At 69.9% G+C, this 22,163-nt stretch carries 20 protein-coding genes; 10 read left to right on the top strand and 10 right to left on the bottom strand.

Features of this window, described 5'->3' with window-relative positions; translation table 11 throughout:
- The first annotated feature begins 10 nt into the window (after window positions 1-10).
- The 4 genes from COA07_RS00405 to COA07_RS00390 all read left to right on the top strand — a co-directional run bounded on the left by COA07_RS00405 (window position 11) and on the right by COA07_RS00390 (window position 3,013).
- Window positions 11-1,021 carry a phosphotransferase family protein gene (locus COA07_RS00405; RefSeq protein ID WP_066706038.1) on the top strand — a complete coding sequence of 337 codons (1,011 nt, stop codon included), beginning with the start codon at window positions 11-13 and terminating at the stop codon, window positions 1,019-1,021.
- Window positions 1,015-1,365 carry a DUF6285 domain-containing protein gene (locus tag COA07_RS00400; protein ID WP_066706035.1) on the top strand — a complete coding sequence of 117 codons (351 nt, stop codon included), beginning with the start codon at window positions 1,015-1,017 and terminating at the stop codon, window positions 1,363-1,365. Before COA07_RS00405 ends, COA07_RS00400 begins: the two co-directional genes overlap by 7 nt.
- Before the next feature lie 36 nt (window positions 1,366-1,401).
- Window positions 1,402-1,815 (top strand): PilZ domain-containing protein, encoded by a 414-nt coding sequence (locus COA07_RS00395; RefSeq protein WP_066706033.1) that lies wholly within the window; start codon window positions 1,402-1,404, stop codon window positions 1,813-1,815.
- Window positions 1,816-1,891: 76 nt separating this feature from the next.
- On the top strand, window positions 1,892-3,013 hold the full coding sequence (locus COA07_RS00390; RefSeq protein WP_066706031.1) for a CaiB/BaiF CoA transferase family protein: 1,122 nt from the start codon (window positions 1,892-1,894) through the stop codon (window positions 3,011-3,013).
- Window positions 3,014-3,046: 33 nt separating this feature from the next.
- Here the strand turns inward: COA07_RS00390 and COA07_RS00385 are convergent, their stop codons facing one another.
- Window positions 3,047-4,336: a sugar MFS transporter gene (locus COA07_RS00385; RefSeq protein WP_066706200.1), complete on the bottom strand. Its 1,290-nt coding sequence runs from the start codon at window positions 4,334-4,336 to the stop codon at window positions 3,047-3,049.
- Window positions 4,337-4,443: 107 nt separating this feature from the next.
- On the opposite strand from COA07_RS00385, the gene COA07_RS00380 reads away from it, so the two are divergent.
- Entirely contained in the window at window positions 4,444-4,989 is a 546-nt protein-coding gene (locus COA07_RS00380) for a (2Fe-2S)-binding protein (protein ID WP_066706197.1), read from the top strand.
- A 7-nt stretch (window positions 4,990-4,996) separates the two neighbouring features.
- On the opposite strand, the gene putA is transcribed toward COA07_RS00380, so the two are convergent.
- A complete protein-coding gene (gene putA, locus COA07_RS00375; RefSeq protein WP_096640323.1) occupies window positions 4,997-8,626 on the bottom strand; it encodes a trifunctional transcriptional regulator/proline dehydrogenase/L-glutamate gamma-semialdehyde dehydrogenase in 3,630 nt (1,209 codons plus the stop codon).
- A gap of 94 nt (window positions 8,627-8,720) precedes the next feature.
- Here putA and COA07_RS00370 point away from each other — a divergent pair, with 94 nt between their 5' ends.
- Both COA07_RS00370 and COA07_RS00365 read left to right on the top strand, forming a co-directional pair.
- Entirely contained in the window at window positions 8,721-9,185 is a 465-nt protein-coding gene (locus COA07_RS00370) for an Lrp/AsnC family transcriptional regulator (protein WP_066712841.1), read from the top strand.
- A 238-nt stretch (window positions 9,186-9,423) separates the two neighbouring features.
- Window positions 9,424-11,901: a TonB-dependent receptor gene (locus COA07_RS00365; protein ID WP_096640321.1), complete on the top strand. Its 2,478-nt coding sequence runs from the start codon at window positions 9,424-9,426 to the stop codon at window positions 11,899-11,901.
- A 49-nt stretch (window positions 11,902-11,950) separates the two neighbouring features.
- Here the strand turns inward: COA07_RS00365 and COA07_RS00360 are convergent, their stop codons facing one another.
- The 4 genes from COA07_RS00360 to glmU are packed head-to-tail and all read right to left on the bottom strand — an operon-like array spanning window position 11,951 to window position 17,184.
- Window positions 11,951-13,282 (bottom strand): sensor histidine kinase, encoded by a 1,332-nt coding sequence (locus COA07_RS00360; RefSeq protein WP_066708816.1) that lies wholly within the window; start codon window positions 13,280-13,282, stop codon window positions 11,951-11,953.
- A 10-nt stretch (window positions 13,283-13,292) separates the two neighbouring features.
- Window positions 13,293-13,967, bottom strand: a complete 675-nt coding sequence (locus COA07_RS00355; protein WP_066708814.1) for a response regulator transcription factor — start codon at window positions 13,965-13,967, stop codon at window positions 13,293-13,295.
- 6 nt (window positions 13,968-13,973) lie between these two features.
- The gene (glmS, locus tag COA07_RS00350; protein ID WP_066708812.1) at window positions 13,974-15,797 is read right to left on the bottom strand and encodes a glutamine--fructose-6-phosphate transaminase (isomerizing); all 1,824 of its coding nucleotides are present in this window, start codon (window positions 15,795-15,797) and stop codon (window positions 13,974-13,976) included.
- A 1-nt stretch (window position 15,798) separates the two neighbouring features.
- Entirely contained in the window at window positions 15,799-17,184 is a 1,386-nt protein-coding gene (glmU, locus tag COA07_RS00345; protein ID WP_066708827.1) for a bifunctional UDP-N-acetylglucosamine diphosphorylase/glucosamine-1-phosphate N-acetyltransferase GlmU, read from the bottom strand.
- A 63-nt stretch (window positions 17,185-17,247) separates the two neighbouring features.
- Here glmU and COA07_RS00340 point away from each other — a divergent pair, with 63 nt between their 5' ends.
- Together COA07_RS00340 and COA07_RS00335 are read left to right on the top strand one after the other, a co-directional pair.
- Window positions 17,248-17,916, top strand: coding sequence for an HAD-IA family hydrolase (locus tag COA07_RS00340; RefSeq protein WP_066708809.1), 669 nt, complete (start codon window positions 17,248-17,250; stop codon window positions 17,914-17,916).
- On the top strand, window positions 17,913-18,266 hold the full coding sequence (locus COA07_RS00335; protein WP_066708807.1) for a VanZ family protein: 354 nt from the start codon (window positions 17,913-17,915) through the stop codon (window positions 18,264-18,266). Before COA07_RS00340 ends, COA07_RS00335 begins: the two co-directional genes overlap by 4 nt.
- On the opposite strand, the gene COA07_RS00330 is transcribed toward COA07_RS00335, so the two are convergent.
- Genes COA07_RS00330 through COA07_RS00315 form a run of 4 tightly spaced genes read right to left on the bottom strand, consistent with a single transcriptional unit; the run spans window position 18,229 to window position 20,804 of the window.
- A complete protein-coding gene (locus COA07_RS00330; protein ID WP_066708804.1) occupies window positions 18,229-19,260 on the bottom strand; it encodes a nucleotidyltransferase domain-containing protein in 1,032 nt (343 codons plus the stop codon). The two genes, COA07_RS00335 and COA07_RS00330, sit on opposite strands and share 38 nt — an antisense overlap.
- The gene (locus tag COA07_RS18390) at window positions 19,245-20,081 is read right to left on the bottom strand and encodes an HprK-related kinase A (RefSeq protein WP_373853877.1); all 837 of its coding nucleotides are present in this window, start codon (window positions 20,079-20,081) and stop codon (window positions 19,245-19,247) included. Before COA07_RS18390 ends, COA07_RS00330 begins: the two co-directional genes overlap by 16 nt.
- A 14-nt stretch (window positions 20,082-20,095) precedes the next feature.
- On the bottom strand, window positions 20,096-20,386 hold the full coding sequence (locus tag COA07_RS00320; RefSeq protein ID WP_066708798.1) for an HPr-rel-A system PqqD family peptide chaperone: 291 nt from the start codon (window positions 20,384-20,386) through the stop codon (window positions 20,096-20,098).
- Window positions 20,387-20,390: 4 nt separating this feature from the next.
- Window positions 20,391-20,804 carry a hypothetical protein gene (locus COA07_RS00315; protein ID WP_066708795.1) on the bottom strand — a complete coding sequence of 138 codons (414 nt, stop codon included), beginning with the start codon at window positions 20,802-20,804 and terminating at the stop codon, window positions 20,391-20,393.
- Between the two features lie 123 nt (window positions 20,805-20,927).
- On the opposite strand from COA07_RS00315, the gene COA07_RS00310 reads away from it, so the two are divergent.
- Complete coding sequence (locus tag COA07_RS00310) at window positions 20,928-22,157, top strand: ATP-binding protein (protein ID WP_066708791.1); 1,230 nt, start codon at window positions 20,928-20,930, stop codon at window positions 22,155-22,157.
- Window positions 22,158-22,163 lie beyond the last annotated feature (6 nt).

The raw sequence follows: 22,163 nt of genomic DNA, 5'->3' as shown, positions 1-22,163 counted from the left end.
CATCCCCCCGATGACGGAGAGGCTCGACGAAGCGACGGTCGCGGCGCGGCTGGCGGCATTGGCGCCGCGGCTGGTCGCGGACGCCACCGGGGTCGAATCGCTGCGGCGGCTGACCGGCGGGGCCAGCATGGCGACGTTCGCGTTCGACGTGACGGTGGGTGCCGGCGCGGCGGTCCCGCTGATCCTGCGCGCGCGCGCGGTCGCACCAGATCCGGATAGCCCCCCGCTGGCGCGCGAGGCGCAGGTGATCGCCGCCGCGATTGCCGGCGGCGTTCCGGCGCCCGAGGTGGTTCACGTCTGCTCCCCCGATGACGGCCTGGGCGAAGGCTATGTCATGCGCCGCCTGATCGGGGAGACGCTGGGCAAGCGGATCGCCACCGACCCGGCCTTCGCGCCCGCGCGCGACGTGCTGGCGCGGCAGTGCGGCGCGGCGCTGGCGCGGGTTCACACCACCCCGCCGCCGCCCGGCCTCGACACGGTCAACGCCGCCGAAACGCTGGCGCGCTATGAACGGATTTGGCGCCAGAGCGGTGCGGTGCGCCCCGCGATCGAGGCGGCCTTCCGCTGGCTGGAAGCCCATTTGCCGCGCGTGCCGGCGACGCCTCGGCTGGTCCATGGCGATTTCCGTAACGGCAATCTGATGGTCGATGCCGATCGCGGGCTGGTCGCGGTGCTCGACTGGGAACTGGCGCATATCGGCGATCCGGCGGAGGATATCGGCTGGATATGCTGCAACAGCTGGCGCTTCGCCCAGGCGCATGCGCGCGTCGGCGGGTTCGGCGATCTGGACGATCTGCTCGCCGGCTATGTCGCGGCGGGCGGCGATCCGATCGAGCCGGCACGCATCGACTTCTGGCAGATGATCGCCAGCCTCAAATGGGGGGTGATGACGATGCAGATGCACCGCAGCTTTGCCGACGATCCCGCCGCCGGGCCGGAACGCGGCGTGATCGGGCGGCGCCTGTCGGAGGCGGAGGCGGATATCGTCGCGCTGCTGCAACGCGCGTCGCGGCCATGCTGACGCATCCCACCGCGCAGGCGCTGGTCGAGGGGGTCGCGGCGTGGCTGCCGCTCGACGGCAGCGCCAGCCCGTTCGCGTTGCGCGTCGCCCGCAACGCGCTCGACATCGCCGCGCGGGACATGGCGCTGGGGCCGGCGGCGGACGAACGCGCGGCGCAGCGGATCGCCGCGATCCTGGGCCAGACGGGTTCGCGCGACGCGCTCGACCGCGCACTGGTGGCGTCGATCCGCGCTGGCACGATCGCCCCCGACGATCCCCGACTGATCGCGCATCTGGTCGCCAGCACGCTCGATCATCTGGCGATCGATCAGCCGCGATACGTGCATGAACTGGCGGCGGATTAACGAAACGCTAACGCAACTGGCGGATATCATCGCCGCATGGCGACGCCCCCCGATCGTGCCCCGCGCAACAGCGTGTTCCTGTACGCCCGAGTCGAGGCGGAACCGGACCCGATCGACTGCCGCGTCCGCAACATTTCCGAACAGGGCGCGTGCATCGACAACAGCATCGCGCTGACGGACGGGGCGCATCTGCACCTTTCGATCGGCGCGGTCGGCCACATCGAGGCGGATGTCGCCTGGTCGAAGGACGAGCGCGCCGGCCTGCACTTCCATCGTTCGATCGACGTCGCCGCCGCGCGCCTGCCGCGGGCGAAGGCCAAGGCGCCGACGACCAGCTTCGCTGGGCAGCGTTCGTCCGCACCGGCCGACCGCCCCCCGCCCCCCGCGCCCTCGCAGGAAATACACGCCGGCTGGATGGAGCATATTCGCGACCCCTATCGTCGCAAATAACGACATAACTTTTGTTGTGCCGGCCGCCGCTTCGTTCTAATCGACAGGGTCAGAACATCGCAGCGGAGAGACAGGCGTGGCCAACGGACCCTTGCACGGCATTCGGATCGTCGAATTTGCGGGCATCGGCCCGGGGCCGTTCGCGGGGATGATGCTGGCCGATCATGGCGCCGAGGTGATCCGCATCGACCGCGGGCGTCCGGGGCTGAGCTTTTCGACCGATGCGAAGGATCCGCTGCTGCGCAACCGCCGCTCGATATCGCTCGACCTGAAGAACCCCGCGTCGATCGCCGCGGTGCGCCGCATCGTCAAGGACGCCGACGCGATCATCGAGGGGTTCCGTCCCGGCGTGATGGAGCGGCTGGGCCTGGGACCGGACGTGTTGCTGGGCGACAATCCGCGCCTCGTCTATGGCCGCATGACCGGCTGGGGACAGACCGGGCCGATGGCGCCGCAGCCGGGCCACGACATCAACTATATCGCGATCTCCGGCGTGCTCCACGCCCTAGGCCGCGCGGGCGAGAAGCCGACCCCGCCGATCAACCTGGCGGGCGATTTCGGCGGCGGGGCGATGTTCCTGGCATTCGGGATGCTGGCCGCGCTGCTCCACGCGCAGCGTACCGGCGAAGGTCAGGTGGTCGACGCCGCGATGACCGACGGCTCGGCGGTGCTGATGTCGATGATGTGGGGGTTCCGCGCGATGGGTCGCTGGTCCGACCAGCGCGGCACCAACCTGCTCGATACCGCGGCGCATTTCTACGACACCTACGAAACCGCCGATGGCCGCCATGTCTCGCTGGGCGCGATCGAGCCGCAATTCTACGCCGGGCTGCGTACCGTCATGGGCCTGTCCGATCCGCGCTGGGACGCGCAGATGGACCCGCGGCAATGGCCGGCGCTGAAGGAGGAACTGACCCGGCTGTTCCTGACGAAGACGCGCGACGAATGGGTCGCCGCGTTCGAAGGGCATGAAGTCTGTTTCGCGCCGGTGCTGAGCTTCGACGAGGCGCTGGCCGATCCGCATAACAAGGCGCGCGGCACCTTCGTCACCGTCGACGGGGTGGATCAGCCGGCACCCGCGCCGCGCTATTCGGTCAGCGGCACCGTCGCGCCGCAGATGCCGGGCGCGCGGGACGATGCCGCGGTGCTCGCCGATCTGGGTTTTTCGCCAGAGGAGGTGGCGGCGCTGGGTCACTGATCCGGCGCGCGCCGTCCTACCCGGCGGCGCGGATCAGCCGACCGCCACCGCCGATTTGCGCGCGAACACGCCGTAGCCCGCGATCACCGCGTAGCAGGCCGCCGGCAACACCAGCGCCAGTTGCAGGCTGTGGGTCGCATCGGCCAGCGCGCCGGTCATGTACGGCACCACCGCACCGCCGACGATCGCGGTGGCGATGACGCCCGAACCCTCGGCCGCGCGCTTGCCCAGCCCCTCGCTCGCCAGGCTGAAGATGGTCGGGAACATGATCGCGTTCATCAGCCCGATCGCCAGCAGCGACCAGCCCGACACGAAACCGGCGGTGTTCGCCGAGATCGCGATCAGCACGATCGCGCCGATCGCGACGGTCGCCAGCACCTTGCCCGGCGATACCTTGGTCAGCACCCACGCGCCGACGAACCGGCCGAGCAGCGCACCGCCCCAGTAGAAGGGTACGTGATCGCCCGCCGCCTTGTCGGCCAGACCCATCACGCTCGGCTGCATCAGGTAATTGACGATCAGCGAGCCGATCGACACCTCCGCGCCGACGTACAGGAAGATGCAAAGCACACCGACCGCGAAGCGCGGGCGCGCCAGCAGCGTGAAGGCGCGCAGGATCGACCCTTCGTGGTCCTGCTCCTCCTGCAGGCGGTTGCGGCGCGTCCACACCACCGCAGCGATCACCAGCAGCGCGACCGCCAGGCCCAGATAGGTGTGGACGATCGTGCGCGAGCTTTCCGCACGATAGGCGTCGAGCGCGGCACCGGTCAGCGTCGCCGCGCTGACATTGGCCAGCCCGCCCAGGATCAGCGCCGACCCGGCGAGCGGGAACAGCGTGGTGCCCAGCGAATTGAACGCCTGCGCGAAGGTCAGGCGGCTCGACGCGGTCTGCGGCTTGCCCAGCAGCGAGATCAGCGGATTGGCCACCACCTGAACGATGGTGATTCCCGCGCCCAGCACGAACAGCGCGAACAGGAACATGCCGAACGCCGCATTGGCGGACGCCGGGATGAACAGCAGGCAGCCCGCGGTCATCGTCACCAGCCCGATCGAGGCAGTACGCATATAGCCGAACCGGCGCACGATCGCGGCGGCCGGCAGAGAGAACAGCGCATAGGCCAGGAAGAAGGCGGTCTGCACCAGCATCGCCGTCGCGTGATCGAGCGTAAACAGCTCCTTCAGCTTTGGGATGATGATGTCGTTGAGCGAGGTGATCCCGCCGAAGATGAAGAACAGCGCGAATACGAAGACGCGCAGGTCCGGCGCGTCGTAGCCGTGCTGGGCATCGCCCGCGGCCGCCGCGTTGGTGGTGTTGACGTGCATCAGCCGCATCCTCCCTCTTTCTCGCGCTCAGGCGAAGGCGGCGCCCTAGCGCGGCGCGGCGCATCGGGAAAGTGTGCAACGGTCACAAATCGTCTATGCCGGCCGCGATGACCCGGCTGACCGTCAATAACGAGGCGATCGAATACCGCCTGCCACCCGACACGCCGCTGCTGTGGGCGCTGCGCGATGCATCGAACCTGACCGGTGCGAAATACGGCTGCGGCAGCGGCTCGTGCGGGGCGTGCACCGTCGATGTCGACGGCCGCGCGGTGCGCGCGTGCCAGGTGACGATCGGCACGATCGAGGGCGCGTTCGTCACCACGATCGAGGGGCTGTCGCGCGAACGCGCGCACCCGGTCCAACTCGCGCTGATCGCCGAGGGGGTGCCGCAATGCGGCTTCTGCATCCCCGGCATCGTCATGGCCGCCGCCGCGCTGCTCAAGCGCGATCCATCGCCATCGGAGGATGCGGTCGCTGCGGCGATCACCAACATCTGCCGCTGCGGCATCTACCCGCGGTTGACCGAAGCGATCCTGCGCGCCGGCCGCGCGATCCGCGGGGAGGAGACGATCCCCGCCCCGCCCCGCCCCGGCATCGAACCGGCGGAGGCCGCACGGATCGTGCCCGCGCTAGACGGCGCGGCACGGCGCTAGTGAAGCGTCAGGCCGGGGCCATCGCCATCAGGCTGGCGTTGCCGCCCGCCGCGGTGGTGTTGATCGACGTCGACACCTCCTCCACCAGCCATTCGGGGCGATAGCCCGCCGACGCCGCCTGCGGCAGGACGATCGGTCCCGGCAGGTCGGCGAGCGCGCGCAGCGCCGCCCGGACCGCCGCGTCGTCGCCCTCGATCAGCGCCCCCGCGAACGGGCCGTCGCCGCGCCAGTCGTCCGCCCAGCGGATGCGGTGCGCGACCGTGTCGGGCAGATCGGCGAACCCGTCGCGCAGCTGCGCGCCGGTTGCGACGACGGCCTCATTCCCCGCCGCCAGCGTCACCGCCAGCTGCTCGATCAGCCCGTCGCGGGTCTGCGCCGACAACAGGATACGCCCGCGGGGGTGCAGCGCGTACAGGTTGCGCTCTCCGACCGGCCCCGCCAGTTCGTTTGCACCGCCCAGCAGCGCGCCACGGATCGCCTCGCGCACCCGCTCCGCGCCGGCGGCGTCGCCCGCCTCCTCCAGCCAGCGCGCCAGATCGCGCGCCGCCGGGTCGGCCGCGTCCGACACCAGCGGCGGCGGCAGCGGCGCGCCCGTCACCAGCCGGCCGAGATACAGCGGCCCGCCCGCCTTCGGCCCGGTGCCCGACAACCCGCGCCCGCCGAACGGCTGCACGCCCACCACCGCGCCGATGACGTTGCGGTTGATGTAGAGGTTGCCCGCCTTCACCCGGCTGGTCACCTGCGCGATGGTCTCGTCCAGCCGCGTGTGGAGGCCGAACGTCAGGCCGTAGCCGGTGGCGTTGATCCGGTCGATCAACCGGTCCAGCCCCGCGCGGCGGAAGCGGACGACGTGCAGCACCGGGCCGAACACCTCACGCTCCAGATCGGCGAGGTCGTCGATCTCGATGATCGTCGGTGCCACGAACGTCCCGTGCGCGGTGTCGCCCGCCGGCACGATTCGCTCGACCGCATGGCCGCGCGCGCGCATCCGCTCGACATGCGCCTCGATCGTGTCGCGCGCCTCCGCGGTGATGACCGGGCCGATATCCACCGACAGGCGATCGGTGCGCCCGATCGACAATTCGCGCAGCGCCCCCTTCACCATCGCCAGCGTGCGGTCGGCAATATCCTCCTGCAGGCACAGGACGCGCAGCGCCGAGCACCGCTGCCCCGCGCTGTCGAACGCCGATGCGATGACGTCGCCGACCACCTGCTCGGCCAGCGCCGACGAATCGACGATCATCGCATTCTGCCCGCCGGTCTCCGCGATGAACGGTATCGGCGCACCATCGGGCAGCAGCCGCCCGGCCAGTTCGCGCTGGATCAACCGCGCGACCTCGGTCGATCCGGTGAACATCACCGCCATCGTCTCCGGCGCGGCGACCAGCGCCGCCCCGACCGCGCCGTCGCCTGGCAGCAGATGGAGGACGTCGGCCGGCACCCCCGCCTCGTGCAGGATCGCGACACCCTGCGCCGCGATCAGCGGCGTTTCCTCCGCCGGCTTGGCCAGCACCGGATTGCCCGCGACCAGCGCGGCGGCGACCTGCCCGGTGAAGATCGCCAGCGGGAAGTTCCACGGGCTGATGCAGGTGACCGGCCCGATCGGCCGCTGCGCCGCGCCCAGCGTTCCACGCGCTTGCGCCGCATAGTAACGCAGGAAATCGACCGCCTCGCGCACCTCCGCGATCGCATTGGGCAGCGATTTGCCCGCCTCGCGGACGATCAGGCCCAGCAGCTGCGGCATCCGCGCCTGCATGAAATCGGCCGCACGGTCGAGGCAGGTGGCGCGCTCCGCCACCGGCACCTGCGCCCAGCGCGCCGCCGCACTAGCCGCCCGCGTTGCCGCCGCCTTCACCTGCTCCGGCGTGACCTCGTGCACCACGCCCACACGGTCGCGATGGTCGGCGGGGTTCAGCACCGCCCGCACCGCGCCGGCCTCGCCCGCGCGCCAGTCCGCATGCGCGCCCTGCCGCATCGCTTCGCCCAGCGTCGCCAGTACGCCCTCGTCGCTAAGGTCCAGGCCATCGGAATTGCGCCGCGCACCGTACAGGTCGCGCGGCAAGGCGATTTGCGGATGCTTCTGCCCCGGATGCGCCATCGCGCGCACCACCGCCACCGGATCGGCGACCAGATCGCCGATCGCCACCTCGGGATCGGCGATGCGGTTCACGAACGACGAATTGGCGCCGTTTTCCAGCAGGCGACGGACCAGATAGGCCAGCAACGTCTCATGCGTGCCCACGGGCGCATAGATGCGGCACGGGCGGTCCAGTCGGTCGGCACCGACCACCTCATCGTAAAGCGGCTCGCCCATTCCGTGCAGGCACTGGAATTCGTAGCGGGTGGTCGAAAACGGCTCGCCCGCCATGTGGTGGATGGTCGCCAGCGTCTGCGCATTGTGGGTCGCGAACTGCGGGAACACCGCATCCTCCGCCGCCAGCAGCCGCCGCGCACACGCGATATAGGCGACGTCGGTATGCACCTTGCGGGTGTAGACCGGAAAATCGGGCAACCCGTCGACCTGCGCTCGCTTGATCTCGGCATCCCAATAGGCGCCCTTGACCAGCCGCACCATGATCCGCCGCCCGGCGCGGCGCGCCAGATCGACGATCCAGTCGATGACGAACGGGCACCTCTTGCCATAGGCCTGCACCACGAAGCCCAGCCCCGCCCAGCCCTTCAGCTCGGGATCGAGCGCCAGGCTTTCGAGCAAGTCGAGCGACAGTTCCAGCCGGTCGGCTTCCTCCGCATCGATGTTGAGGCCGATGTCGTACTGCCGCGCCAGCAGCGCCAGCGCCTTCACCCGCGGCAGCAGCTCCGCCATCACCCGATCCGCCTGCGCGCGGGCATAGCGCGGGTGGAGCGCCGACAGCTTGATCGAGATCCCCGGCCCTTCGTAGACGCCGCGCCCGGCGGAGGCAGCGCCGATCGCATGGACCGCCGCTTCGTAATCGCGGTAATAGCGGTCGGCATCAGCGGCGGTGGTCGCCGCCTCGCCCAGCATGTCGTAGCTGTAGCGGAACCCGCGCGCCTCCAGCGGGCGGGCGCGGCGCAGCGCCTCGGCGATCGTCTCGCCGGTGACGAACTGCTCGCCCATCATCCGCATCGCCATGTCGACGCCGCGGCGGATCACCGGCTCGCCCGCGCGCGCGATCAGCCGGGTCAGCGCCGCCGACAGCCCGCTGTCGTTGACGCTGCCGGTCAGCTTGCCGGTCACCACCAGCCCCCAGCTGGCCGCGTTGACGAACAGCGAGCGCCCGTCGCCGACGTGCGAGCGCCAGTCCCCGCCCGCGATCTTGTCGCGGATCAGCGCGTCGCGCGTCGCGGTGTCGGGAATCCGCAGCAGCGCCTCGGCCAGGCACATCAGCGCGACGCCTTCCTGGCTGGACAGCGCATATTCCTGCACCAGTCCCTCGACGCCATTGCCCTTGTGCTTGGCGCGCAGCGCCGTGACCAGCGCGGTCGCGGTGCGTGCCGCCGCCTCGCGCACCGCATCGGGCAGCGTCGCCTCGTCCAGCAGCGGCGCCATCGCCTCGCCTTCCGGGCGGCGATAGGCGGCAGTGATCGCGGCGCGCAACGCGGTCGGCTGGCGGACGGGCGGCGCGAAGGCGGCGAACAGGGGCGTGGCGTCGGTCATGCCGATCCCATATCAGAAAGCGTTACGGCGATCAGACCATAGCGGGGTACTCGACGTACCGATTAGCCTTCAATCGCGCAGGGACACAGTTCGTATGGCCGCCAGAACCGATCCTCTCGACCCGTTCGACCTGCGCATCGTCGCGGCGTTGCGCGCCGACGGGCGCCTGTCCGTCGCCGATCTGGCGCGACAGGTGGGCCTGTCGAAGACGCCGTGCCAGGTGCGGCTGAAGCGGCTGATCGCGGACGGCTACATCCTCGGCTTCCGCGCGGTGATCGACCCCGCGCGGCTGGGACTGGATCACGTCGCCTTCGCCGAGGTTAAGCTGTCCGACACGCGCGAGGCGGCGCTGGAGGATTTCCGCCGCGCGGTGCTGAAGATACCCGAAGTGGAGGAATGCCACATGATCGCCAGCAGCTTCGACTATCTGCTGAAGGTCCGCACCGCCGATATCCGCCGCTATCGCGAGGTGCTGGGCGAACGCATTTCGGCCTTGCCCCATGTTGCACATACGTCCACCTTCGTCGCAATGGAGGCGATCCGCGAAGCGGCAGTATGAAGCAGACGGGAAGATATCGGTACTAGAATTCATCGCCCGAATAACAGATCCGCCAGCACGTCGATCGACAGTCCTTGGCTCCGTTTTATCAGGACGACCGCAACACTTGCGCGTCGTGAAAATGAAAAACGGATGATGCGGGCGGGTCTTGCCCTGTCATCGAACCGTCATCACGCTGCCCCCGAATCGACCTAGCGCGCCCTTGTCGGCCCGATGGCCGTAAGGGGAATGAACCAACATGCTGTTTTCCGCACGCACCCGCTGGTGTCTGCTCTCGGGTATCGCCGCGCTGACCATCCCGGCCGTGGCCCAGGCCGCGCCGGCAGCGGCCGCGCCCGCCGCCGCCGCCGAACCCGCCTCCACCGCCGAGGCGCCCGCCGCCGATCCGGCGCAGGGGCTTGGCGATATCGTCGTCACCGCGACGCGCCGCGAAACCAACCTTCAGCGCACGCCGATCGCCATTTCGGTGATCGACCCCACCGTCATCAAGGACCGCCACGTCCAGAGCCTTATCGACCTGGCCGACGGCACCGTCCCGTCGCTGCGCGTCGCCACGTTCGAGGCGCGCCAGTCGGCGCTGACCATCGGCATCCGCGGCATCGTGCCGTTCGACCAGAACCAGACCGCGCGCGACACCGGCGTCGGCGTCTATATCGACGGCGTGTACCTGGGCCGGTCGCAGGGGCTGAACGCCGCGCTGTTCGACGTCGCCCGGCTGGAAGTGCTGCGCGGGCCGCAGGGCACGCTGTTCGGCCGCAATACCGAAGGCGGCGCGCTCAGCATCGTCACCAAGGGGCCGTCGGGCGAATTCGGTGGCCGCGCGGTCGCCGGGGTCGGCAATTACGGCAGCTACAACGGCGAACTGCACCTCGACCTGCCGGAGGTCAGCAACGTTTCCGTCAAGCTCGACGGCGTCGTCCAGCATCAGGACCCGACCGTGCGCAACCCGCTGAGCGGTCAGGCCGGCTGGAACCAGTATCAGCGCGTCGGCGGCCGGATCACCGCGCTGTGGAAGCCGGTCGACGGCTTCTCCGCCGAAATCTCCTACGATCAGGCGAAGGACGAAAATACGCCCTTCTACAGCCAGCTCGTCAGCTACAATCCCAACGGCTACAACGTCGGCGCCTATAACGGCGCGAACGTGCTCACCTTCAACGGTGCGGCGTGCAACGTGAAGGTGAACGGCGTCACCACCAATCCGTGCATCGCGCCGCTGTCGCCACTGGTGACGGTCAGCGGCGGCAACCGCATGTCGGACGCGGACATCGGCGTGCCGCAGCAGGTCAGCGTCGATCGTACGCACGGCACCGCCGCGACGCTGAAGTACGATGTCGCCCCGCACCTTCAGCTGCGCTCGATCACGGCATGGCGCGGGGTGACCACCGACCAGTGGGACAATTCGGGCGGCGCACACCGCTCGATCTTCGCGCCGAACACCAATTTCAGCCGCTACAGCCTGTCCTACCTGCGCCAGACGCAGTTCAGCCAGGAATTCCAGGCGGTCGGCAGCGCGGAGCATCTCGATTACGCGGTCGGCCTCTATTACTTCACCGAACGCGCCCGCGAATATGCGGCGACGCCGACCACCAACAAGTGGAACGCGACCGGCACCGCCTATACGATCAACGATGCGCAGACGTGGAACATGGCCAACTGGCTGCGCCAGCGTGACAGCAACGCCGTCGCGCACAGCTATGCCGCATTCGGCCAGGCGACGTATTCGCCGCTCGACGTCGTCCACATCACGCTCGGCGGCCGCTATACCAAGGACAAGCGCCGCGGCGCGCTGACGATGATCTCGGGCGTGGCGACCCCGTACACCTTCACCTACGACAACAGCCGCTTCGATCCGATGGCGACGATCGCGTTCGATGCCGCGCCGAACGTCAACCTCTACGCCAAATATGCGACCGGCTATCGCGCCGGCGGCGCGAATGCCCGGTCGAGCAACTTCGGCGCGTTCGGCCCGGAAGCGGTGAAGTCGTACGAAGTCGGTGCGAAGATGGACCTGCTCGACCGGCACGTCCGCCTGAACCTGGCGGGCTATATCATGGACCGCACGGGGACGCAGATCGATTTCGACTTCGTCGATACCAACCCGTTCCTGGCGGACGGGCGCACAGCCAACCCGAACTATACCAAGCATACCGAAAATACCCGCAACGCGCCGGGCACTTCGAGAATCCGCGGGCTTGAGGCGGACCTGACCGTCAAGGCGGCCGAAGGGCTGACGCTGGGCGCGTCCTACGCCTATACCTACACCAACGTGCCGGCGACGCCCAACACGCTGCTGCCGGGCAACCCGCTGACCCAGGTGTTCGTGGTGTTCACGCCGCGCAACGCCGGTTCCGCCTTCGCCGATTACGAAGTGCCGGTGGGCAGCGGCGACATGCGGCTGCGTTTCCACCTGGACGGCAATTACGCCGACCCGGTCTACAGCTTCCAGAACGAGACGACCCGTACGGATAAGAGCTTCGTCATGAACGGTCGCATCGCGCTGGCCGACATTCCGCTGAACGACAACGGCCAGCGGCTGACCGTGTCGCTGTGGGGCCGCAACCTGCTGAACGAAAGCTACATCTACCGCCGTTCGGCCGCCAACTCGTCGCCGACCGTCAACAATGACGGTTCGCTCAACTATGGCGGCGTGCTCGGCGATTACGCCAACTTCAACCCGCCGCGCACCTTCGGCGTCGAAGGCACGCTGAACTTCTAACCGATCAGCGAGAGGCCCGGTCCCGCGACGGACCGGGCCTTTTCGCACGTCAGGATGCCGGCAGGTCCAGCGTCGCGATCAGCCCCGGCGCACCGTCCGCCAGCGTCAGCGTGCCACGATGCAGCCGCGCGACCGCGTCGATCAGCGGCAGGCCGAGGCCATAGCCCGGCTGGTGCCGGCTGGCGTCGAGCCGCCCGAAGCGCCGCAGCGCCGCCGCGTGATCGGTCAGCGCGATCCCGGGGCCATCGTCGCGCACCGACAGCATCGCACGACCGCCGGTACGTGCCGCACCGATCCGCACCGTCGTTCCCGGCGGCGTGTGGTTCAGCGCATTTTCCACCAGATTGAACGCCGCCTGGCTCAACAGCTGCCGGTCGCCGCGCAGCGGCACATCGCCGGCAGCCTCCACGATCAGCCGCCGCTCCCCCTCGGCCGCGACGGGGGCCATCGCCTCCGCCACCTCCGCCACGATCGCGGAGAGATCGACCGCGGCGAAGGCGGCGCGGCGGCGCTCGCCCTCTACCTCGGCGATGCGCAGGATCGCGGCAAACATCGCCATCAGCTCGTCGCACTGCGCCAGCGCCGCATCCAGCTCGTCGGCGATCTCCTCCGATTCCGCGCGCGCGGCCAGCCGCGTCAGCCGCGCGTGCAGCCGCGCCAGCGGGGTGCGCAGGTCGTGCGCGATGTCGCTGCTGACGTTGCGCACGCTTTCCAGCAGCGCCGCGATCCGGTCCAGCATCCGGTTGAACGCCACCGCCTGCGCCGCGAACACGCCGCCGCGCGGGTCGACGGGCACGCGGCGCGCCATGTCGCCGTCGATGATCGCCTCGGCAGTGGCGCGCACCTCCGCGATACGGCGGCGGACCAGCAGTCCGAACGCCCCCGTCCCCACCGCAACGATCAGCACGATTGCGCCGAAACCGAACAGATAGATGCGCAGCCGCGCCGCCCCCAGCCCGTCGATCGGCTCGGTCTCCGCGATCGTCACCAGCCGCAGGCCGGCGCCCGCATCGCGCACCAGCGCGCGCCCCGCGGTCAGCCCGGCGATACCATCGCCACCGTGCAAGTCGAACGTACCAACCGGCAGCGCGCGCGCGACCATCACGTTGCCGCCCAGCCGCCGCCCGCGCGCGTCGCGCAGTTCGAATCCGATGTCGCCGCTGTCGCGCCGTCGTGCGAAGGCGTCGATCCCCGCAAGGATCGTCGCCGCATCGCCCGGCCGCGCCTCGCTCAGCAGGACGCCGCTGACCGCCTGGATGCGTTCATCGACCAGCCGGACGATCGCACCGCGCGTCGCGGTATAGGTTGTGTAGCCCGTGGCCACCGTCGCCGCGCCGAACGCACCCAGGAATGCGGCGGTCAGCGTGCGCAGCGACGCCATCGCGCGCGCCTCAGACGCGCAGCATGTAGCCGATGCCGCGCTTCGTCACGATCGGGTCGTCCGCGCCATCGGCGGTCAGCTTGCGGCGCAGCATCCGCACCTGCGCATCGACGATGTTGGTGGCCGGTTCGAAGTCGTAACCCCATACCCGCTCGATCAGCATCGCGCGCGTCAGGAAACTGCCCGCATGCCGCGCCAGTTCGGTCAGCAGCTTGAATTCCAGCTTCGCCAGGTCCAGCGGGCGCCCGTCGCGCCACGCGCGGAACTGGCCGGGGCTGATCGTGATATCGCCCGCGCGCAGCGTCTCCGCGCCATCGTCGATCCACCCGCGCGCGCGCACCAGCGCCTTGATCCGCGCGTCCAGCTCCGCCGCCGGGGTCGGCTTCACGACATAATCGTCGGCGCCGGATTCCAGCCCGTCGATCTTCTGGTCCGACTGGCCCAGCGCCGAGAGCATCAGCACCGGCAGGCGGTGGCCGTTGTCGCGCAGCCGCCGCACCACCGACGCGCCGTCCAGATGCGGCAGCATCCGGTCCAGGATCACCGCATCGAACCGGTCGCGCTCGATCTCCACCAGCGCGGCCGGGCCGGTCGGCGCCACCACCACGCGATGGTCGAGCGCGGTCAGTTCCGACCGCAGCGTGTCGGCGTAATCGGCATCATCCTCGACAAGCAACAGGTCCATCGCGCATCACTCCACCGTGACACTTTTTGCCAGGTTGCGCGGCTGATCGACGTCGGTGCCCTTGGCGACCGCGACGTGATAGGCCAGCAGCTGCACCGGCACGGCATAGACGATCGGCGCGATCAGCGGGTGCACCTTGGGCATCGTGATCGTCGCGATACAGCCGTCGCCGGCCGCGACCACGCCGTCGTAATCGCTGATGAGCACGACCTTGCCGCCGCGCGCCTGCACTTCCTGCATGTTGCTGACGGTCTTGTCGAACAGCGGGCCGGACGGGGCGATCACCACGACGGGCACGCTTTCGTCGATCAGCGCGATCGGCCCGTGCTTCATCTCGCCCGCGGCATAGCCTTCGGCATGGATGTAGCTGATTTCCTTCAGCTTCAGCGCGCCTTCCAGCGCCAGCGGATAATCCGTCCCGCGCCCCAGGTACAGGACGTCGCGCGCCCCCGCGATCGTGCCGGCCATCGCCTCGATCGATTCGTCGTACGCCAGCGCGCCGTTGATTGCGGCGGGCGCCTCGGCCAGATGGCGGACGATCTGGCGTTCCTCCGCCTCGCTCAGCCGCCCCTTGGCCTTGGCAAGGTTGGCGGCCAGCGCGGCCAGCACCGCCAGCTGGCAGGTGAACGCCTTGGTGGACGCCACGCCGATCTCCGGCCCGGCATGGGTCGGCAGCAGCAGGTCCGCCTCGCGCGCCATCGTGCTGGTCGGCACGTTGACGACGACCGCGATCGTCTGCTTCTCCGACTTGGCGTGGCGCAGCGCGGCCAGCGTGTCGGCGGTTTCGCCCGACTGGCTGATGAACAGCGCCAGGCCGCCCTCCTCCATCACCGGTGCGCGGTACCGGAACTCGCTGGCGACATCCAGGTCGACGGGCACGCGCGCGAACTGCTCGAACCAGTACTTCGCGACCATCCCGGCGTAGAAGCTGGTGCCGCACGCCACGATCGTCACGCGGCGGATGCCTGACAGGTCGAAATCGGGGATCGGCAGCGCGACCTGCCCGTCGAAGCGGTGGAGATAGCCGCGCAGCGTCTGGGCGACGACGATCGGCTGTTCGTAGATCTCCTTCTGCATGAAGTGGCGGTGATTGCCCTTGTCGATCAGCGCCCCGATCACGCCGGAAATGGTGACGGGCCGCTCCACCGGCTGGTTGTCGCGATCGTACACCTGCGCGCCATCGCGGGTGCAGACGACCCAGTCGCCTTCCTCCAGATAGGCGATCCGCTGCGTCAGCGGCGCCAGCGCGAGCGCGTCGGAACCGAGATACGTCTCGTCGTCGCCGTACCCGACCACCAGCGGCGAGCCGAGCCGCGCACCGATCAGCAGCTCGGGATGGCTGCGGAACAGGATCGCCAGCGCGAACGCGCCATGCAGCCGCGGCAGCACCTCGCGCACCGCGTCCTCGGGCGACAGGCCGCCCTCGACCTTCTCGCTCACCAGATGCGCGACCACCTCGGTATCGGTCTCGCTCGTGAAAGTGCGGCCGCGCGCCTGCAGTTCCTCGCGCAGTGCCTTGAAATTCTCGATGATGCCGTTGTGCACCACCGCCACCTCGCCGGTGGAATGGGGGTGCGCGTTGTTGGTGGTCGGGCCGCCATGCGTCGCCCAGCGCGTGTGCGCGATGCCGGTCGTGCCGGGCAGCGGATGCGAGGCCAGTTCCTTCGCGAGGTTGACCAGCTTGCCCGACGCGCGCCGCCGCTCGATCGCGCCGTCCACCACGGTGGCGATGCCGGCGGAATCATAGCCGCGATATTCCAGCCGCTTCAGCCCGTCGAGCAGACGGTCGGCCACGTCGTCGGTGCCCAGGATGCCTACGATGCCGCACATCTTACTTGCCGTCCTTCTTGGCTTTCATCGCCGCACGAAACCGTGCCGCCCATCCACCGCGCTCTTCCTGCCGGGCGCGTGCCACGGCAAGTGAATCATCGGTAACATCCCGGACAACCACCGATCCGGCCCCGACGATCGCGCCCTTGCCGACCGACACCGGCGCGACCAGCGCGGAATTGGAACCGACGAACGCGCCTTCGCCGATGACGGTGCGATACTTGAAGAAGCCGTCGTAGTTGCAGGTGATCGTCCCCGCGCCGATGTTGGCCTTCGCCCCGACATCGGCGTCGCCGATGTACGACAGGTGGTTGGCCTTGGCGCCGGCGCCCAGCGTCGCCTTCTTGATCTCCACGAAATTGCCGACCTTGGCATTCGCGCCGATCACCGCGCCCGGGCGCAGCCGCGCATAGGGGCCAAGCTCGGCACCGCTCTCGACGCGCGCGCCCTCCAGATGGCTGAACGCATGGATGGTGACGCCGTCCGCCACGGTAACGCCCGGGCCGAAGACCACGTTCGGCTCGACCACCACGTCGCGGCCCAATTGCGTATCGTGCGAAAACCACACGGTTTCGGGCGCGATCAGCGTCGCGCCCTCCGTCATCGCGCGCGCGCGGCGCGCCTGCTGCCACGCGGCCTCCACGCCCGCCAGCTCGGCACGGCTGTTGACGCCGGCCACCTCGTCGGCGGCCACTTCGATCGCGGCGGCGCCGCCGGCCAGCGCGACGATGTCGGTCAGATAATATTCGCCCGCGGCATTGTCGTTGCCCAGCCGCGCCAGCAGCGCGAACAGGTCCGCCGACCGCGCCGCCATCAACCCGGAATTGCACAGCGTTTCCGCCCGCTCGGCGGGGCTGGCATCCTTGAACTCCACGATCCGCTCGACCCGGTCGGTGCCCGGCGTCACGATCACCCGGCCATAGGCGCCCGGATCGGCAGGGCGGAAGCCCAGCACCACCACCGCCGGCGCATCGGCGGCGTTCAGCCGGTCCAGCATCGCGCGCATCGTCGCGCTGCCGACCAGCGGCACGTCGCCATACAGGATCAGGACGTCGCCATCGAAGCCCGCCAGCGCCGCCTCCGCCTGCATCACCGCATGGCCGGTGCCCAGCTGTTCGGCCTGATGCGCGATCGCGGCGCCCAGCGGCGCGACCGCCGCCTCCACCTGTTCGCGCCCGGCACCGACCACCGCCACGACCCGCTCCGGCGACAGCGCCGCGGCGCTGTCCAGCAGGTGCAGCAGCATCGGCCGCCCGGCGATCGGGTGCAGGACCTTGTGCAGGTCGGATTTCATCCGCGTGCCCTTGCCCGCGGCAAGGACGACGATGGCGACGGGCCGGGGCGCGGCGGCGGACGCGGGAGCGAAAGCGACAGGGGTGGTCGTCATGATCGCACGCCCTGCCACCGTCCGCTTGCCAATTCCAGTGCGCGCGGGCAACGCGGGTGCAGCATGGCCCATCTTCGCTTCGACATCATTGGACTGGACCTCGACGGCACGTTGCTCGACACGTCGGGCGATCTGGCCGCCGCGGTCAATCACGCGCTCGCGTCCGCCGGCCGCCCGCTGCTGACCGTGGAGCAGGTGAAGCCGATGATCGGCGGCGGCGCGCGCCACATGCTGGCGCAGGGGATGGCCGCTACCGGCGGGTGCGACGATGCCGAGCTGGACGTGCTCCACCGCCGCCTGCTCGACTATTACGAAGCGAACATCTCCCGCCTGACGCATCCCTATCCCCATGCGCTCGACACGCTCGACCGGCTGGCCGCGTCGGGCATCAGGCTGGCGATCGTCACCAACAAGCTGGAACGGTTCGCGCGGGCGGTGCTGGGCGATCTGGCGCTGACCGATCGCTTCGCCTGCATCATCGGCGGCGACACGATGGGGCCGGGCAACGGCAAGCCCAGCCGCAAGCCGATCGACGCGATGATCGAGCGGTGCGGCGGCGGCACCGCCGCGTTCGTCGGCGATTCGATCTTCGACGTCGCCGCCGCGCATGCCGCCGGCATCCCCGCCGTCGCGTGCCGCTTCGGCTTCCTGATGCAGCCGGTCGAAGAACTGGGCGCCGATGCGATCATCGACGGCTTCGACCAGCTGATCCCGACTTTGGAACGCCTGTGACCCGTTATACGTCCCTGTTCCGCCTCGCGCTGCTCGCCGCGGCGATCTTCGCCGTCGTGATGGCGCTGCTGCCGCATCCGCCCAACGTGCTGGAGGTGAACGACAAGATCCAGCACATGACCGCGTTCGGGACGCTGACGATCCTCTATTGCCTGGCGTTCCCGCGCGAATCGCTGTTGCGCATCGGGGAACGACTGTCGTTCCTGGGTGCGCTGATCGAGGTGTTGCAGTCGATCCCGTCGCTGCACCGCGATTGCGACATCATGGACTGGATCGCCGACACCGCCGTGATCGTCGGCGTGCTGTTGGTGGTCAGGATCGTGCGGGCGCGACGCGCTTCCACGCCTTGATCGCCAGATGCCGCGCCAGCAACGGCGGCGGCATCCGCATCCAGTGCGACCGGATATAGAACGCCGCCCGCGTCGCCGCGCGCGTCTCGCGTCCCCATTCGTCGCGCGCCAGCAGGCGGCGGCGGAACCACGCATCGCCCGCGCGCAGGCCGCGCCAATCGTCCGGCACCGCGGTGGCGAACAGCGCGTGCGACAATCGCACCGCGCGCGCCACCACCCCGACCGCCTGATGCAGCGCCGCACGCGCACGCAGCCGCGACCAGAAGGCGCCGTCCTCCTCGCCGAATTCGAACAGCAGCCGGTCGATATCCCACAGGTTGCGCAAGCCGCCCGCCAGATCGCCGTCCGCCAGCAGGTGGATCGCGGCATGGACCACCATGTCTTCGGGCGCTGGGATCGACAGGCCGTTGCCCAGCGGTCGCGCCCCCGCCAGCAGTGCGTCGGCATCGGGCGTGATCCGCGCGGTCGGCGGCAGGATGGTGTGGTGGACGTCGATCAACCGGTCGCGGTCGCGGTGCAGCAGCGGCGGCAGCTCGTGCATCCAGCGCCGGTAATAAACGTCGTCATAGGCATCGGGCTTGGCCCATTCCCACCCCGTCGCCAGCAACGCACGCTCGACATCGTCCAGCGCGGCGCGGGGTACCAGCACGTCCAGGTCGCCGATCATCCGCCCCTGCCCCGCCGCCAGCCCGCCCGCGACGAACGCCGTGCCCTTCAACAGCACCACCGGCACCGCCAGCGGCGCCAGCACGCGGCGCGCCATCTCCGCCTCCCACAGGGCGGCTCGGCGCGATTCGGCGGCCATGTCGCGCGCATCGTGCAGGATCGCACCCACCCGCTCGGGCACGGCGATCCCCGACAACCGGCACGCCAGCGCCCCCAGCAGCTGCTCGGCACGCGCCGCGGCGATTACCCCCGCCCATTTCTCCTGCGGCAGCGCGTCCGCCTTGGCCGGCGCGGCCAGCAGCGCCGCCAGCGTTACAGCGCCGCCCACAATGCCTCCACCTGCGCGATCGCCGCCTCGCCGTCGGGATAGTCGACCGCCACCTTGGGCACGTCGCGCGCGAAGCGGGTCAGCGTGTCGAAGCCGCGTTCGCCCAACGCGACGTAATTGGTCGACGCCTGCGTTAGCCGCACGAACGCTTCCCCCGCCGCCACGGGGCGCACCGCCGCATCGGCACCGAAGCGCGGGAACAGCAGCAACGCAGGCATCGCCGGATCGTCCATCGCCGCCACCGCGCGCGCATCGGGCACCAGATGGCGGATGTCGCCCTTGGGCGTGCCCGTCAGCAGCGGGCCGAACCGCGCATCGGGCAGCGCCGCCGCCACCGCGTCGATCGCCCGGTTCTTCAGGCTGACCAGCCGGGGGAAGGCGTGGATCATCCCGGTCGCCGGGTCCAGCAGGACGAATTCGTCCCCCATGAAACGCCATCCGCGCGCGCCCAGCAGGGTCGCCAGCGTCGATTTGCCCGCCCCCGATTCGCCCGTCATCACGATCGCCCGCCCACCGCGCTCGACCGCGGCAGCATGGAGCAGCAGGTGCCGGCGATGCCCCAGCGCGACCTGCAGGTTCATCCCCATCTCGGCGGCGAGCAGCGCATGCGCCAGCGGAAGCGGCGCGGTGTCCGGCAGCGTGAAGTCGCCCGCCAGCGCCACCGCCGGGCGCAGCCAGCGGCGCCATGGCGACGGTGGCCCCAGCCGCACGGTGAAATCGGGCACGTCCGCCCCGGGATAGCCGGCGTAAAGCGCTGCCAGCTGCTCCACCGGCGCGCGCCATGCGCTGCCGATACGAAAGCCGACCGGGCCGACGCGCATCGCGAACTGATGCTTCACTGCGCCACCACCAGCCCCGCCATGAGCAGCTCGTCCAGCCGCGCCGCCAGCGCCGCGGGATCGGCATCGGCCAGGTCGTAGCGGATCGTCAGCACCATCAGCAGCGCGTCCGCGCTCATCGCCGGGCCGGACAGCGCATCGAGGATCTCGGGCGCCGGCGACGCGACCACATGGGTGATGCCCGACGCGCGGTGGTACACGGCCGACAATTCGTCCAGCGCGACGATGCGATAGCCGTCGGGTGGCGCGCTGAACCGCGTCGCCCCGTCACTCCGGCCGTCGCTCACGCCGTCACTTCCGCAGCATCTGCACCGATGCGAAACAGGTGAAGCCCGCGGTCCCGCGCTGCAACCGCGATACGTATTTCAGATAGGCGCGGCTGCGATCGTAATCGTAGCCGGGCAGGTTGCCGCCGCTCGCCATCGCACGCCGCACCTCCTCGCCCTTCAACGGGCGGGACGGCGGGGCGAAGGCATTGGCGGTGCCCGCCGGCACCACGTCGCCTTGGCTGGTGATGAAACTGCCGCTGCGCCGCGGGTCGGGTACCGGGATCTCGCACAGCATCACCGATCCGGTCGCCTGCGCCAGCGCGGGTCGAATCGACACCACCGATGCCGCACCGACCGCCCCCAGCAGCAGCGCGCGCCGCCGCGTCGGCGCATCGCCCCGGCCCGCCGGTCCGTCGCTCGGATGGTGATCGTCCATGCTGCCCCGTGTCGCACATGGCGCCTTCCATATCACTAACGCGTCGCACGGCGACTGTTTCGCATCGGGACGCCGCATCGAAGCCACTGCCCATCGCGCCCGCGATTGGCTATCCCCTGCGGCGTGATCGACGAGATTCCGCTTCGCACCTGGCTTGCCTTCGCCATCGCGGTCGCGACGGGCGTGGTGGTGTTCATGCTGTCCGGCCACGACTGGCAGACCGCGCTGGCCGCCGTCGCCGGCGCGACCGCGCTGGTCGTCATCATCGCCACCATTCCGGAGGAGACGCCCGATCACCGCACGGACGAACCGGCGGCGAACGGCGACCTGCCGGTCGATGCCGCGCTGGAAGCGATCGGCGAGCCGATCCTGGTCGTCCACCACGGGCGCGTCACCGTCGCCAACGCCGCCGCGCGCCAGCTGCTGGGCAGCCATATCGTCGGCGAGGACGCGCGCGTCGCGATCCGCCATCCCGGCGCGGCGGAACATGTCGCCGACGGATCGTCCTTCCCGGTCGATCTGGTCGGGCTGGGCACGCTCGACCAACGGTGGCAGATGCGCGTGTCGCAGCTGGGACCGGACAGCCGGCTGGTGCATCTGTCGAACCAGACCGGGCAATATGCCGCGGAGCGGATGCGCGTCGATTTCGTCGCCAACGCCAGCCACGAACTGCGCACCCCGCTCGCCTCGATCCTGGGCTATGTCGAAACGCTGACCGACGAGGCGGGGGAAGACCCCGCCCTGCGCCAGCGGTTCCTGGGCGTCGTCTTCGACGAGGCGCGGCGGATGGAGCGGCTGGTCGAGGATCTGATGAGCCTGTCGCGGATCGAGGCGGAGAAATTCCGCCCGCCCAGGACCGAGGTCGATCTGGCCGCCGTCGCGCGCGAGGTACGCGATTCGCTGCTGACCACGCACGGCAATCGCGGCGCGGACATCGCGATGGACATCGCCGACGACCTGCCGCGCGTGCCCGGCGATCAGGGGCAGTTGTCGCAGCTCCTCTACAACCTGATCGGCAATGCGATGAAATACGGCCGGCACGGCACGCCGGTGACGGTGACGCTGACGCCGCGCGCCGACCAGCTGTCGGTCGTCGTCGCGGACGAAGGCGACGGGATCGCCCCCGAACACCTGCCGCGGCTGACCGAACGCTTCTACCGCGTCGACGCAGGGCGCAGCCGGTCGCTGGGGGGCACCGGGCTGGGGCTGGCGATCGTCAAGCATGTGGTGGAGCGGCATCGCGGCCGGCTCGATATCGCCAGCGCCGTGGGCGTGGGGACGCGCGTGACGGTGACGCTGCCGGCGATCCGCGATCGGGACGCGGCGTCGGCAGCGCCGGAGCCGCTGTCATGAAGCCGT

The organism is Sphingomonas adhaesiva (genome assembly GCF_002374855.1).
Lineage (GTDB): Bacteria > Pseudomonadota > Alphaproteobacteria > Sphingomonadales > Sphingomonadaceae > Sphingomonas > Sphingomonas adhaesiva.
This window is presented reverse-complemented; position numbering and strand designations above follow the sequence as displayed.

Excerpts from the sequence above, each read along its gene's own strand:
- COA07_RS00380 (WP_066706197.1), top strand. The coding sequence starts at position 4,444 with ATGACCCGGCTGACCGTCAATAACGAGGCGATCGAATACCGCCTGCCA.
- COA07_RS18390 (WP_373853877.1), bottom strand. The coding sequence starts at position 20,081 with ATGCGCGTCGGCCCGGTCGGCTTTCGTATCGGCAGCGCATGGCGCGCG.
- COA07_RS00355 (WP_066708814.1), bottom strand. The coding sequence starts at position 13,967 with ATGGACCTGTTGCTTGTCGAGGATGATGCCGATTACGCCGACACGCTG.
- putA (WP_096640323.1), bottom strand. The coding sequence starts at position 8,626 with ATGACCGACGCCACGCCCCTGTTCGCCGCCTTCGCGCCGCCCGTCCGC.
- glmS (WP_066708812.1), bottom strand. The coding sequence starts at position 15,797 with ATGTGCGGCATCGTAGGCATCCTGGGCACCGACGACGTGGCCGACCGT.
- COA07_RS00405 (WP_066706038.1), top strand. The coding sequence starts at position 11 with ATGACGGAGAGGCTCGACGAAGCGACGGTCGCGGCGCGGCTGGCGGCA.
- COA07_RS00360 (WP_066708816.1), bottom strand. The coding sequence starts at position 13,282 with ATGGCGTCGCTGCGCACGCTGACCGCCGCATTCCTGGGTGCGTTCGGC.
- COA07_RS00400 (WP_066706035.1), top strand. The coding sequence starts at position 1,015 with ATGCTGACGCATCCCACCGCGCAGGCGCTGGTCGAGGGGGTCGCGGCG.
- COA07_RS00395 (WP_066706033.1), top strand. The coding sequence starts at position 1,402 with ATGGCGACGCCCCCCGATCGTGCCCCGCGCAACAGCGTGTTCCTGTAC.
- COA07_RS00340 (WP_066708809.1), top strand. The coding sequence starts at position 17,248 with ATGGCCCATCTTCGCTTCGACATCATTGGACTGGACCTCGACGGCACG.
- COA07_RS00315 (WP_066708795.1), bottom strand. The coding sequence starts at position 20,804 with ATGGACGATCACCATCCGAGCGACGGACCGGCGGGCCGGGGCGATGCG.
- COA07_RS00370 (WP_066712841.1), top strand. The coding sequence starts at position 8,721 with ATGGCCGCCAGAACCGATCCTCTCGACCCGTTCGACCTGCGCATCGTC.
- COA07_RS00365 (WP_096640321.1), top strand. The coding sequence starts at position 9,424 with ATGCTGTTTTCCGCACGCACCCGCTGGTGTCTGCTCTCGGGTATCGCC.
- glmU (WP_066708827.1), bottom strand. The coding sequence starts at position 17,184 with ATGACGACCACCCCTGTCGCTTTCGCTCCCGCGTCCGCCGCCGCGCCC.
- COA07_RS00385 (WP_066706200.1), bottom strand. The coding sequence starts at position 4,336 with ATGCACGTCAACACCACCAACGCGGCGGCCGCGGGCGATGCCCAGCAC.